At 41.3% G+C, this 13,579-nt stretch carries 14 protein-coding genes; 3 read left to right on the top strand and 11 right to left on the bottom strand.

Features of this window, described 5'->3' with window-relative positions; genetic code table 11:
- The first annotated feature begins 97 nt into the window (after positions 1-97).
- The 3 genes from AB8M93_RS11880 to AB8M93_RS11870 all read left to right on the top strand — a co-directional run bounded on the left by AB8M93_RS11880 (position 98) and on the right by AB8M93_RS11870 (position 3,365).
- The gene (locus AB8M93_RS11880) at positions 98-298 is read left to right on the top strand and encodes a dodecin family protein (protein ID WP_373057900.1); all 201 of its coding nucleotides are present in this window, start codon (positions 98-100) and stop codon (positions 296-298) included.
- 68 nt (positions 299-366) lie between these two features.
- The gene (locus tag AB8M93_RS11875; protein ID WP_373057898.1) at positions 367-2,415 is read left to right on the top strand and encodes a thioredoxin domain-containing protein; all 2,049 of its coding nucleotides are present in this window, start codon (positions 367-369) and stop codon (positions 2,413-2,415) included.
- A 71-nt stretch (positions 2,416-2,486) separates the two neighbouring features.
- Positions 2,487-3,365 (top strand): mechanosensitive ion channel family protein, encoded by an 879-nt coding sequence (locus AB8M93_RS11870; RefSeq protein WP_373057896.1) that lies wholly within the window; start codon positions 2,487-2,489, stop codon positions 3,363-3,365.
- A gap of 23 nt (positions 3,366-3,388) precedes the next feature.
- Here the strand turns inward: AB8M93_RS11870 and tsaB are convergent, their stop codons facing one another.
- From tsaB to AB8M93_RS11815, 11 genes are all read right to left on the bottom strand, one after another.
- A complete protein-coding gene (gene tsaB / locus AB8M93_RS11865; protein WP_373057894.1) occupies positions 3,389-4,045 on the bottom strand; it encodes a tRNA (adenosine(37)-N6)-threonylcarbamoyltransferase complex dimerization subunit type 1 TsaB in 657 nt (218 codons plus the stop codon).
- Positions 4,046-4,057: 12 nt separating this feature from the next.
- A complete protein-coding gene (locus AB8M93_RS11860) occupies positions 4,058-5,326 on the bottom strand; it encodes an efflux RND transporter periplasmic adaptor subunit (RefSeq protein ID WP_373057892.1) in 1,269 nt (422 codons plus the stop codon).
- 3 nt (positions 5,327-5,329) lie between these two features.
- A complete protein-coding gene (locus tag AB8M93_RS11855) occupies positions 5,330-6,766 on the bottom strand; it encodes a TolC family protein (RefSeq protein WP_373057890.1) in 1,437 nt (478 codons plus the stop codon).
- A gap of 59 nt (positions 6,767-6,825) precedes the next feature.
- Complete coding sequence (locus tag AB8M93_RS11850) at positions 6,826-7,944, bottom strand: efflux RND transporter periplasmic adaptor subunit (protein WP_373057888.1); 1,119 nt, start codon at positions 7,942-7,944, stop codon at positions 6,826-6,828.
- A gap of 26 nt (positions 7,945-7,970) precedes the next feature.
- Complete coding sequence (locus tag AB8M93_RS11845; RefSeq protein WP_373057886.1) at positions 7,971-9,236, bottom strand: ABC transporter permease; 1,266 nt, start codon at positions 9,234-9,236, stop codon at positions 7,971-7,973.
- Between the two features lies 1 nt (position 9,237).
- Positions 9,238-10,485 carry an ABC transporter permease gene (locus tag AB8M93_RS11840; protein WP_373057884.1) on the bottom strand — a complete coding sequence of 416 codons (1,248 nt, stop codon included), beginning with the start codon at positions 10,483-10,485 and terminating at the stop codon, positions 9,238-9,240.
- A complete protein-coding gene (locus AB8M93_RS11835) occupies positions 10,478-11,179 on the bottom strand; it encodes an ABC transporter ATP-binding protein (protein WP_373057938.1) in 702 nt (233 codons plus the stop codon). Before AB8M93_RS11835 ends, AB8M93_RS11840 begins: the two co-directional genes overlap by 8 nt.
- Positions 11,180-11,376: 197 nt before the next feature.
- Positions 11,377-11,601 (bottom strand): hypothetical protein, encoded by a 225-nt coding sequence (locus AB8M93_RS11830; RefSeq protein ID WP_373057936.1) that lies wholly within the window; start codon positions 11,599-11,601, stop codon positions 11,377-11,379.
- A gap of 51 nt (positions 11,602-11,652) precedes the next feature.
- Positions 11,653-12,189, bottom strand: a complete 537-nt coding sequence (locus AB8M93_RS11825) for a DUF420 domain-containing protein (RefSeq protein ID WP_373057882.1) — start codon at positions 12,187-12,189, stop codon at positions 11,653-11,655.
- Positions 12,186-12,923, bottom strand: a complete 738-nt coding sequence (locus AB8M93_RS11820; protein ID WP_373057880.1) for an SCO family protein — start codon at positions 12,921-12,923, stop codon at positions 12,186-12,188. Before AB8M93_RS11820 ends, AB8M93_RS11825 begins: the two co-directional genes overlap by 4 nt.
- A gap of 10 nt (positions 12,924-12,933) precedes the next feature.
- Entirely contained in the window at positions 12,934-13,572 is a 639-nt protein-coding gene (locus AB8M93_RS11815; RefSeq protein WP_373057878.1) for a hypothetical protein, read from the bottom strand.
- Positions 13,573-13,579 lie beyond the last annotated feature (7 nt).

Here is a 13,579-nt window from a genome sequence, read left to right as displayed (position 1 = left end):
TTCTCTCAAAGGTTATTAAAACTTTAACAAGCAAACAAAATCATAATTTGTAACTTATTGAAAACCTTAGATTTATTAACCAATAAAAAATATGATTATGCCAGTATTAAAAGTAATTGAAGTTATGGCAAATTCCGATAAAAGCTGGGAAGAAGCCGCGAAAAACGCTGTGAAACAGGCTGCCAAGTCCGTTAAGAACATCAAATCTGTATATATTAAAGAACAAACCGCGAATGTAGAAGGAGAAAATCTGGTTGATTACAGAGTGAATGTGAAAATTACCTTTGAGGTAGATTAATTAAAAGAAGTGTAAATTTAGTGCTCCCACATAAACATTTATCTGGGAGCATTTTTATATCTGGACATATGACTTCAAAAAATCCTCAATACACTAACGAATTAAGCAAGGAAACCAGCCCCTATCTTTTGCAGCACGCGCACAATCCCGTAAACTGGAAAGCATGGAATAACGACTCTTTAGCCGCGGCAGAGGAGGAACATAAACTGCTGTTGATAAGCGTGGGATATTCTGCCTGCCACTGGTGCCACGTAATGGAGCATGAAAGTTTTGAAGATGAGGCCGTGGCCGAAATTATGAACAGCCATTACATCAACATAAAGGTAGATCGTGAGGAACGCCCAGATGTGGACCAGGTGTATATGAATGCTGTACAGCTAATGACCGGCAGCGGAGGCTGGCCAATGAATATTGTTGCACTTCCCGATGGACGCCCTGTGTGGGGAGGCACTTATTTTAGAAAAGAACAGTGGAAAGAGGCTTTGTTACAAATAGCAAGACTATATAAGGAGAAACCGGAGCAACTCCTGGAATATGCCGGCCGTTTGGAAGAAGGGCTTCAGCAGCTGCAGGCAATAAAGGTTCCGGAGTCAAATCCGGAATTCAATAGAAATTTCCTCAAAGAAATTGTAGAACACTGGCAGAAAAACTTCGACCTTAAAAACGGCGGGCCCAAAGGAGCACCTAAGTTTATGATGCCTAACAGTATCGAATTTTTAATGCGCTATGCCTACCAGGAAGATAACCGGGAATTGATGGATTATGTACAGCTTACACTTAGGAAAATGTCTTACGGAGGCATTTACGACCACCTGGAAGGCGGCTTTTCCCGTTATTCTGTAGATGAAAAATGGCATGTTCCGCATTTTGAAAAGATGCTTTATGATAACGCAAAATTGGTTAGCCTATACAGCAAAGCCTATGTACTTACCAAAAATGAATGGTATGAGGTGGTTGTTCATCAAACCCTAAATTTTATAAGCGAGGAGCTTACCGATGTTTCGGGTGCCTTTTATTCAGCGCTTGATGCAGACAGTATTAATGAAAACGGCAATTCTGAAGAAGGAGCTTATTATGTCTGGAAAAAAGAAGAACTCATGGCCATTCTCGGGGATGAGTTTCCCCTTTTTGCTGAATATTACAATATCAACGACTACGGGAAATGGGAAGGGAATAAATATGTACTTATACGCACTAAAGATACAGGCCAACTGGCTGCAGAACTTAAAATCCCGGAAGAAGAGCTGATTGAAAAACAAAGTGACTGGATCCAGTTACTAAAAAAGGAACGACAGCAAAGGGCTAAACCCGGTCTTGATGATAAAAGCCTCACCTCCTGGAATGCGCTAATGATTTCAGCTTATGCCGAAGCTTTTAAGGTATTTAAAAATCCCGGATATCTGGAAAACGCTCTTAATAATGCTGAATTTATTTTGAAAAACCAACTGAAGAACAGCCAGCAACTTCTTCATAATTACAAAGCCGGCAAAAGCACGATTAATGGCTATCTTGAAGATTATGCTTTTACTATTGAAGCATTTATTAAATTACACGAAATTACCCTGGAAGAAAAATGGCTGCAACAGGCAGATAAGTTAACTGAATTCTGCTTCAGCCATTATTACGATAAAGCTTCCGGTTTTTTCTTTTTTACTTCGGAAAAAGACAGGCCGCTGGTTACCCGGAATATTGAGTACACCGATAATGTAATCCCTGCTTCAAATTCTGTTATGGCCAATAACCTCTTCATCTTATACAGGCATTTTTCAAAGGAAAAGTACCGGGATACTTCAGAAAAAATGCTGCACGGCGTTCAGGAGCAAATAAAAAACTATCCCCGCGGTTATTCCAACTGGCTCATTCTTATGATGAATTATACTCATCCCTTTTATGAAATGATTATAATGGGAGAAGGTGCCATGGAACTCAACCAAAAAACTGGCAGCTTTTACTTCCCGAATATTCTTATTTCAGGTGCCACAAAAACATCAGAACTTCCACTACTCCGCGAGCGCTTTAATGCTGAAAAAAACTTGATCTATGTATGTTCTGCAGGAAAATGTGAGCTACCGTTAACATCTGTAGAAGACTCTATAGAAAGCATTAAACGATCTTAACAAATATTAACATTAAAAATTCCCGTTTCTCTCTATAATATATTCCTTTTGTAAAAAAATCTACTAAAACAATGGAGCAATTTAATGACTGGGAAAGGTATGCCAAAGAATACACCCAGAAATTCATAGACTTTTTACCCGATCTTATTGCGGCGATCCTGCTGCTGGTTATTGGCCTATGGATCATCAAAATTATTATTAAGTACATCAAGAAAATCGCGGATACCCGCAATTACGACCCGGCCCTGGAAAACTTTATTGTAAGCCTGCTTAACTGGGGCCTAAAAATCCTGCTTTTTGTACTGGTAATTTCCCAGCTGGGGATAGAAACCACTTCTCTTGTAGCCGCTATTGGTGCCGCAGGCCTGGCAATTGGCCTGGCCCTGCAGGGATCACTGTCTAACTTCGCTGGTGGTGTTTTGATTATTATGCTAAAGCCCTTTAAGATTGGAGACTGGATAGAAGCCCAGGGCGTCTCCGGCAGCGTGGTGGAAATTTCCCTTTTCTACACTAAAATTAACACCTTTGGAAACCAGCGTGTGGTAATACCTAACGGGGAATTAAGCAATGACAATATCACCAATTACAGCCATAACGAGACCAGAAGAGAAAACCTCACATTTGGAATTTCGTACGACGATGATATAAAATTGGCCAAGGAGGTGCTTGAAAATCTTGTGAAAGAACAGAAAGATATCCTGGAAGATCCCGCTCCACAAATTCTTGTAGGGGAACTGGGAGACAATTCGGTAAACCTGTTTGTGAGGTATTTTGCGCCTAACAGCGTGTTCTGGGATATCCACTGGTATATGATAGAAGAAGGGAAAATAAGATTAGAAGCCGCCGGAATGACGATTCCTTATCCGCAGCGCGATGTTTACCTTTACGACCAGACTAAAATGAAGGGCACGGTTGAAAAAGAAAAGGAACCCAAACCCCTCGATAAATAATAAATCAGTAAAAAGCCGGTTTATTAGCCGGCTATAAAATCTTTTAAATAATAAGGTTCAAAATAAGCGACATCTTCGGTGTCGCTTTTTTGATATTTAGCCTCTGCGACAATCGCCACTTCCCGGGCAGAAGGCAGGCTGTGATTAAATTTTGCATTAGGATGAGAACAGATTTTTTCAAATTTCTCCACCCCGCTGCCAATAAAATTCACCGTTCCTTTTTCCAGATATTCTGAAAAAGAATTTTCCTCCAGTACCTGCGCCCTGGTTTCCCTTATTTGTTCGTGATGCTTATTAAAAACGGCCGAATATACTTCCATTCTTCTGGCATCCAGCATAGGAATTATAAATTCACAGCCATCTTTCTCCTGAAGGGCAAGCGAATACAAAGTGGGAATGGAAATAAGCGGGATATCCAGAGAAAAACTTAGACCCTTTGCCGCAGAAACACCAATTCTAAGCCCCGTATAAGAACCCGGGCCTTTGCTTATAGCCACCGCGTCCAGATTTTCGGGTTTCAGGTGATTTTCTCTCAGAACCTCATCGATAAAAACATGAAGTCTCTCCGCATGGGAATAATTTTTATCATTATCCTCCTTCATATCCAGCAATGCCCCATCTTTGGCAAGTGCCACAGAGCAATTTGTAGATGCTGTTTCCAAACAAAGTATTAACGCCAAAACTTTAGATTTTTATTCGGTTGCCAGTGCTCCTTCTCCTCCCTGTACCTCTACCTTATCCCCGGCCTTCAGGCTTCTGGTAACCGTATTGTAAGGGCCGGTTATTACCACATCACCAGCTTTAAGGCCATCAGTGATCTCTATACTGGCATCATTTTGAATACCGGTTTCCACAGGTTGTAAACGTGCCTCATCTCCGTCTTTAAGAAAAACAGCTTCAAACTTCTCTCCGGAAGAGGCCACCCCGGCAGGACTCGCCCCAGTAGTATCAGATTTTATTACAATGGCACTAATGGGCACTCCAATTACATTTTCCTTCTTGTTGGTAATAATATCCACAGTAGCCGTCATTCCCGGCCTAAAAGGACTGTAGCTTTCCGGCTTTCCTTCCAGAAGATCTTCGTAAGATTCTTCCAGGATACGCACCTTAACCTTAAAATTGGTCACCTGGTCTGTAGTTAAATCTGAATCTGCCGAATTGGAAATTTCGGTCACCAGGCCTTTAAATTGTTTGCCCAGGTAAGCATCCACTTCAACAATGGTAGAATCTCCCACTGAAACTTTTACAATATCATTTTCATTTACATCTACCTCAACTTCCATATTAGACAAATTAGCCACCCGTAAAATCTCCGTACCCGCCATTTGTTGGGTCCCCACAACCCTTTCGCCAAGCTCGGCATCCAGTTTGGAAATGGTACCCGTCATAGGCGCATAAATGTTGGTCCTGCTAAGGTTATCTTCTGCCTCGGTCACTGTGGCGGCAGAGCTTTGCATATTGTAATAGGCAGATTCTTTGCTGGCTTCGGCCATTTCATAATTAGAAACAATCTGGTCCCATTCCGCCTTTGAGATCACCCCTTTTTCAAAAAGGGTTTTATTGCGCTCATAATCGGCTTTGGCCTGTTTTAAATTGGCCTGGGTTTGGGCGTAATTCGCTTTCATATTCTGAAGGCTTGCCCTTGCACGTTGTACGCTGGACTGATAAATATCTGGGTTTACCCTAACCAGGAGATCCCCTTTTTCCACGGTTTGCCCTTCTACCACGGGCAATTCAATAATTTCCCCGGAAACTTCAGAAGAAAGTTTCACCTCTACTTCCGGCTGAATTTTTCCTGTAGCCGAAACGGTTTCAGTTATATCTATGGGCTCTACGGTAGTAATTTCAACCTGTTTAAAATTACCCGATTTCCCAAACCAGCCGGCTTTTTTCCCTATTATAAGGATTATTATTAGGGCAACTACAACTCCTATTATAATGTAAAGTGTCTTTTTTTTCATTTCTTAAAATTTAAGTTCCGAAACAGGGACGCCAAAATATAATTCCAGAACCTTTATATTGAAAATATAATCGTATTTAGCTCTTAAAACTTCTCTTACAGAATTCTCGTACCTTAACTTGGCCTGGCTAAAATCCAGGGCATTGCTTAGCCCCACTTCATAACGCTGGGTAGCATATTCATAAGCCTGCTCCTGGGCTTCAACAGCAACCAGTGCCGCTTCGTAAGCTTCTTTGGCACCCTGTGCGTCTACATAGGCCTGGTACACATTGGCCTCCAGGTCTAATTCTGCCTGCTCCAGCTGAAAATTAGCCCTTTTAACATCAATCTCACTTCTCTTCACCTGATTACGCGTAGCCCATCCGTTAAAGATTGGGATATTAAGCTGCACACCGTAACTCACCCCGTCATTGCGCTGTAACTGTTCAAAAAATGGTAGCGGATTACCAAGAGTACTAACAGTATTTGGAGTTACCACCACATCTCCCGTTGCTTCCACCACGCCAATCTCACGGGTGGGATTATCTGAATCTACCTCTATTCCTGTAATTCTTCCTGCTCCTGATTCCCGGGTATTGTAGTTAAAAAAGCCTCCAAAGCTTGGCAGATAGGCTCCTCTGGCTATTTCCACATCTTTTTCTGCCAGGTCGCGATTGGCTTCGGCTATTTTTATTTCTGAACGTTCTTCCTTAGCCATATCGATAACCTCATAAACCGAATTATCCAGGATTTCAGTTCCTAATATATCGTAATCTCTTTCAACAATATCAAAAGTCTCGTAGTCCTTAATCAGCAACATCTGTGCAAGGCTTATAAGTGAAATTTTCACATTGTTACGGGCAATAATTATTTGTTGCTGCTCATCTGCATTGGTGGCAAGGATCTCCAGCAGGTCTCCCCTGGGCACCGAACCGGCGTCTACCAACTCCCGCGTTCTCTGGATTTGTTCCCGGGTTACCTCATTCTGAGATTTCAGCACATCAAGGGTTTGTTTGTTAAACAGCACCTGAAGATAAGTATCGGCCACCCTAAGAGTGATATCGTCCTCCATTTGGTCCAGGGAATATTCTGCAGCAAGCCGTGAAAGTTTTGCCCTTTGCAACTGCTTAAAATTACGCAGCCCGTCAAACAAAGTGAGACTGGCAGTTACTCCCGCAGAAAAGTTTCTTGTAGTTTGAGTTTGCAGGATACCTGTGGTAACATTTGTGGTTAAACCGGTATTCCAGGAGTTACTTGCAGAGGCATTCACATTTGGGATAAGATTTCCCAGGGCATCCAGGCGGGCTATTTTTGCCGCTTCCAGATCCAGTTCGGTTTGTTTTACGGAAATATTCTTTTCCAGCGCCCTGTTTACACATTCCTGCAAGGTCCACTTCTTCTCCTGGGCATTGGCAAGAACGCTTACAAAAAGAAGAAAGGCTAAAAAGTTAAATTTATTCATAATATTGGTTGTGAAAGATATGTCTTTTAAACATTAAGGATGTTACACCTTATGCTGTCTTAATTAGAAGTAAATGCCTGGGCAGGTTTTAACTGGTTCCAGACTTTAATTTTAGCATCCCTGTTAATGCCATTCTTAACCTCTACATTTATTCCATCGCTCACTCCCAGTTCCAGGTCTTTACGCTCAAACTGCTGCTCTCCTGTCTCTACTTCCACATAAGGCTGCTGGGTTTTAGGATCAAACTGAACGAGCGCCTCTTTAATAGCCAGTACACTATCTGCCCTGGCAAGAATAATAGAAGCGTTGGCGCTTAATCCTGCACGAATAAAGGTAGAATCTGCCTTTTGCAGACTACCTTTAATATCAAACTGGATGGCACCGTTCTCTTCAACACCTTTTGGAGCGATATAATCCAGCACCGCATCAAAAGATTTATTCTCTATAGCGCCAACAGTTATTTCCAGCGGCAAGCCTTCCTTGATCTTCCCTACTTCACTTTCATCAACCTTGCCTTCAAAAATCATTTTATCCACATCTGCCAGGGTGGCGATGGTAGTGCCATCATTAAAGTTGTTGCTTTCTATCACCTGGTTTCCTGTTTTCACCGGCACATCCAGCACCATTCCATCTACAGTAGACCTTATTAAAGTGTTGGCTGCTGTACCTATTCCGCTTGTGGTACCGGTTTTTATAATTTCATAATTCTGCTCGGCAGACTTATAAGATTGTTGCGCTCTCTTATAGGCTACTTCTGCATTCTGGTAATCATTTTCAGAAATTACTCCTTTATCAAAAAGTGCCTTCTGGCGATCATAATTCTGCTTTTCATTATCCAGGTTTATCCTGGCGGTGGCTACCTGGTCTTTTGCACTTTGAAGAGAAGATACGTTTGGAATTACCCGTATTTTTGCAATAAGGTCGCCAGATTTTATTTTTTGCCCGGCTTCTATATAAATTTCATCTATAATTCCTGAAATATTAGGCTTTATTAAAACTTCTTCCTTCGGAACAATACTACCGGTTGCCACCGTTTTTTTCACTATAGTTTGCTCTGAAGGAGTCTCGGTCTCATAAGTTACGGGGTCTTCCTGATTTTTTTGATAAAGATAGTACAGCGCGCCCACGAAACTAACCGCTATTACTGCTAAAATGATGATGGTGAAAACTTTTTTCATTTTTTGATCGTTATTTTGTTCTTCTTTTATTCTGTTCTTAATGCGTCTACAGGTTGTACTTTTATAGCGTTTTGCGCCGGAATTAGCCCAGCCAGTAATCCTGAAATGACCAAAATTGCCAGAGCAATAAAAACCACGCCAAGGTTTACCGTTGGATTGGCAAACATCATTTCTGAAGTATCCACACCTTCCAATTGCATGTTTATAATGGCGATAATAGAAGTAGCCAGGGCAATCCCCGCCATTCCCGAAATAAGGGTAAGAAATACAGATTCCATTAGGATTTGCCCCCTTATCATCCACGGGGTGGCACCAAGAGCTCGCCGCACCCCAATTTCATTCGTGCGTTCTTTTACTACAATTAGCATTATGTTGCTAATACCAATCACCCCGGAAAGCAGTACGAGGATCCCAACAAAATAAGCCACACCTTTAAGAGCTATAAATAGGCCATTAACTTTGCTGTATTCTTCAAACAGGTCAAAACTTCCTATAGCCCGGTCATCTTCAGGATGTATGGTATGCCTGGATTTTATAACCTCAAAAACCTGGGGTTTCAGTTGAGTTATAGAAGAACCATCTTCAGCGGTTATGGCCATCCAACCCACAGTTTCCCCCATATTAAAAGCCTGGGAAAAGGCGGTAAAAGGAACAAAGATCTGCTTTTGGGCTTCTTCAGAATTACCGTTGTTATTCCCTTTGGTTTTATAGGTGCCCACCACCATAAAGTTTACCCCGTTAATTTTTATATAAGTTCCTATTACTTCTTCGCCAATCTCATATAATTCCTTGCGCACCCCTTCGCCTATAATGGCGACTTTTCGCTTCTCTTCTATATCGGAATAATTTATGAATCTGCCGGAGGTAATATCCATAGGATCCTGGTTGATGATATCGGGGTAATCGCCATACACATTAAATGCACCTGTATTTAAACCTCTCACCACATTATTGGCACCCCCAAAACCCCCTAATTGATTGCGGGGGGAAACATAGCGCAGGTTCGGAACATTTTGTTTTAACGCAGCCACATCACTATTCTTAAAGTTGTACTGCCTTCCTTTAGGCATACCCTTATAAGGCCTGGAAGCTGTGCGGCTCCACATAAACATGCTGTTGGTGGCCATACCACCAAAGCCCTGCTTTACCCCGTTTTCCAAACCTTTCCCTGCCGCCAGCAGGATTACCAGGATAAAGATTCCCCACAGCACTCCAAAAGCGGTAAGTATAGTCCTAAACCAGTTAGAACTCAAAGCTTCAATTATTTCACTCCATTTATCCCTGCTAAACATATTATTCGTCTCTTAAAGCAATGATGGGTTTAATTTTGGCTGCCCGCCTGGCCGGAAAAAATCCTGCCAGAGCTCCCGCAACAATCAGAATAAAAACCGTGGAAAGGGCCACATTAAAATTCACCGAAGGGTTGCTTATATATTGAGTTTCTATTAACGGCCCCACAAATTCCAGCAATGCAAGACTGCTTATAAGCCCAATAAACCCGGCGATAGTGGTTACAAAAATAGATTCATGAAGAACCATTCCAATAATTGAAATGGGCTGTGCTCCAAGAGCTTTGCGCACTCCAATCTCTTTGGTCCTTTCTTTCACAATAATCAGCATAATATTACTAACTCCCACCACCCCGGCTACAATAGTACAAATTCCCACCCCCCAAAAGAACAACCGGATCATGTTCATGAGATCAAAAAAGCGTTTGGCGTTTTCCAGGGAGTTGTTTACCGTAACCGCGCTATTATCATCTGGAGCAATGCTATATTTATCCTTTAAAAAACTTTCCAGCTCTGCCGAGAATCGTTGGGAAGCAGCAAGAGCAGCTTCAAAATTATCTTCCTTTTGAAGAGTAAAAGATAAGTTCTGCAGTTCATCGTAACCGCCAAAAACTCTTTGTGCCGTAGGGAGGGGCATAAAAACCCGGGATTCCTCCCTCTCTCCCCCGGGATCGGAAAAGACTCCTATAACTTTAAAATTAATCCCGGAAACCTGCACATATTTGCCCACAGGATCCAGCCCGTTCTTAAAAAGATCTGTTTTTACTTTATTCCCAATAACCACATATTTTTCGATAGAATTTATGTCCTGTTCATTAAGATACCGCCCTTGTACCATACTGGCATTTTCAAGAAACTGATAATCCGGGAGTACACCTTCTACACGGTAAGATCCTGTTTCTTTTTTGTAGGTAACAGAGCCATTCCAGATCCTGTAAATGGAGGATTTAAATTCCAGCTCATCTTTATGATTGGCCACAGTGGTATTATAATCTTCATTATGCATGGTAATTCTACGCCCCGGATTGAGCCCTTTATATTCCTTGGAAGTTACCCCAGTCCAGATGTAAAGGATATTGCTGGCATCATTCTCAAATTCATTGGAAATCCCATTCTGCATGCCTTTCCCAATCCCAAGTAAAACTACAAGAATAAATATTCCGGAAGCCACAGAGACTCCCGTTAAAAACGTCCTCAGCTTGTTTTTGCTGATGGTTTCAAATATCTCCTGCCATCTTTCGATATCAAACATTGCTGAGTGCTCTTACCTGTTCCACCTTTGTATCATCAATTATCAACCCGTCTTTAAGATTTACAATTCTTTTGGTCATGTGGGCGATATCGGGCTCGTGGGTAACCACAAGAATTGTTCTTCCCTCATCATTAATTCCCTGGATAAGGTCCATAACTTCATAAGAAGTTTTGGTATCCAGCGCTCCGGTAGGTTCATCGGCCAGGAGAACTTTTGGATCACTGGCAAGCGCCCTTGCTATGGCCACCCTTTGTTTTTGCCCTCCGGAAAGCTCATTTGGCAAATGGCCGGCCCAATTGGCAAGACCCACTTTTTCAAGATAAGCCATGGCTTTATCTATACGTTCAGCTCTTTTTACTCCCTGATAATAAAGCGGAAGGGCAACATTATCTAAAGCGCTTTTATAGGAAATAAGGTTGAACGACTGAAAAATAAATCCTAGAAATTTATTACGGTAGCGCGCCGCAATTTTTTCATTCAGGTTTTTTATAGGAAGGCCATCCAGCGTATAAGAACCACTGTCTGCCTCGTCCAGCATTCCCAAAATATTCAGTAAAGTAGATTTACCCGAGCCGGATGAACCCATAATAGAAACCAACTCTCCTTCTTTCACGCTAAAGTTTATTCCTTTAAGAACGTGCAGGGAATTGTGTCCCATTTTGTAAGACTTGTGTAGATCCTGAATTTCAATCATGGCGGCCAGAAATTGTAGTTGTGACAGGATTTTCCTGTTTCGCAATTATAAGACTCCTAAAAAAGCAAAAAGTTACACCAAACTGCTACAAACTATAAAATTTTAAATTTTATAATACGGTAGTTTTAAAAGTAGGAGTACCCCTAAGAAACAATAACCTCTATTAATGCCGGTCCAAAATCAGGGGGGAAGTAAGTTTATGAAGAGCTGCGTTTTTTCCTGGACCGGTAGATAAAATAACCCACGCCACCAATAAGCAGGTAAGGAAAAATCATAAGGTACAGGATGCCGTCATTAATACCTTTGGCGGCGCTTTGATCTGTTTCGCTTTCCAGTACCGCACGGCACATTGCACACTGGGCTTCAGCAAAAAGAGGCATCAGCGTTAACAGGCACAATAGCAATATATTTTTCAATTTCATCATCATACTACAAATTTAATAAACAGATCCTAAAAACTACTTCCGCAGAAATTAATAATAGGGCAGCATAAATATATAAACCAGTACCCCTGTTACAGCAACATAAAACCAAATGGGAAAAGTCCACCTTGCAATTTTAGCGTGCTTATAATATTCTCCCGTAAGGCCACGGTACATCGTAAACAACACCAGTGGTACAATAATAGCTGATAATACAATATGGGTAATAAGAATAAAAAAGTAAATATACCTCATAGCCCCTTCGCCGCCATAAGGCACAGGATCGTTACTTATTTTTGAAAGAACATAACTTATAAGGAACACGGCTGAAAGCGAAAAAGCGGTAATCATGATGTTCCTGTGCAGGCGGTATTCTTTTATAGTCATAAAAAAATAACCCAGCATGAGCAAGACAGCGGTAGAACCATTTAGCGCCGCATGGAACAACGGAAAGGTTCCTGACTGTGTTCCAAAAATGTTATAACGCTCCGGCAACAACATTAGTATTAGCACGATTACAGGCACCAGAATAGAAAGGCTGATGATTACCGGAACGGCAATTTTATCTGATTTTGTTAAAGCTCTCACAGTAGTTTTTTAATGTCTTCTATTAATAAATTCACCTGTGGTTCCTGCTCGCCTTCAGTTATGGAAGTATTGCGCGGCACAGAACCCCTGTAATAGATTATAGGATTTCCGAATTTGTCATTTCTTGAACGTATATACCCCTCCTGATCTACAAGCGCAAACATCCCGGAGTGTGCAAATCCTCCTGGCACAGCATCATCTTCACCCGCATATATATTGAACCCACCATTGGCAAGGCCATAAATATCATTCCTGTCGCCGGTTAGAAAATGCCAGTCTGGATCTGTAATTTCATGATCTTTAGCATATTGTTTAAGCACCTGTGGCGTATCATGAGCGGGATCTATGGTAAAAGAAGCGATGCCAAACTCATCATTACCTTCAAATTCCTCTTCAACTTCAATAAGATTTCTGTTCATGATTGGGCATATACTAGGGCAGGTGGTAAAGAAGAATTCGGCCACATATACTTTCCCTTGGTAATCTTTATTGGTAATGGTATCTCCATCCTGATCTACCAGCTTAAACTGCGGGGCCTTTCTTTTTTTACCGTTCATAACCACGTACGCAAGCTCTTCAGAAGAATCCCGCGAGGTTTTTTCGGTCTTGCGGTTTAGCCGGTCTGAAGAAACCACTTCTTCATTGTTTACACGGTCTATTATCTTCGGAATAAAAATAATTCCAAAAACTAATATTATCAGTGAAATTCCTATATAAGAATAGTTCTTATTCATAATTATTAAATTATCTCTTAGCCTTGTATTTTTTTAATTCCAGCCGGTATTCAGCCAGAATAACCTTCACATCATCATTCATTTTATTGCTAAGCTCTGCCACTGACGCAGAATCGTAACCATACAATGTTCCATGGTCTTCATCATCATCCCTTCCGCGAAGGCTGGCTTCTTTATCTATGATATACACATAAGGGGAAAAATAATCTGCATCCAGTTTATGAGGGGATCCTATGCTGTTGAAGACAGACTGAATTTTTTCAGGAGAAGCAAAAACAAACCGCCATTTATTGGAATGGCTAATGCCTGAAAACTGCTCTACAAAATCCTCCACCTGCTCTTTGGCTTCTTCAGGCAAAACAATTACAAACTGAAAATCCTCAAAATCATAATATTTTTCCAGTATTTTCTGATCCAGATTAAAAGTATTTCCTCTTATTTTTTGAAGATCGTTTCCAAAAAAGGCCAGGATACTAATGTGATCTTCAAAAGTAACCGGATTGCCATCCAGGGTTTCCAAGCCTTGAAGATCCTGCACCTCTTCATTAAGGACCGGTAGTTTCGCAAAATGATTTATGCCGGAAGAAAAAAAGAGGTAAGCAACAATGGGCAAGGCAAAAAGCACACCAAGTACAAAAAACTTTTTCATAGGAAGA

It is taken from the genome of Autumnicola aciditolerans (assembly GCF_041679265.1).
Lineage (GTDB): Bacteria > Bacteroidota > Bacteroidia > Flavobacteriales > Flavobacteriaceae > Autumnicola.
The sequence above is the reverse complement of the archived record's forward strand: the minus strand, read 5'-3'. Positions and strand labels throughout refer to the sequence as shown.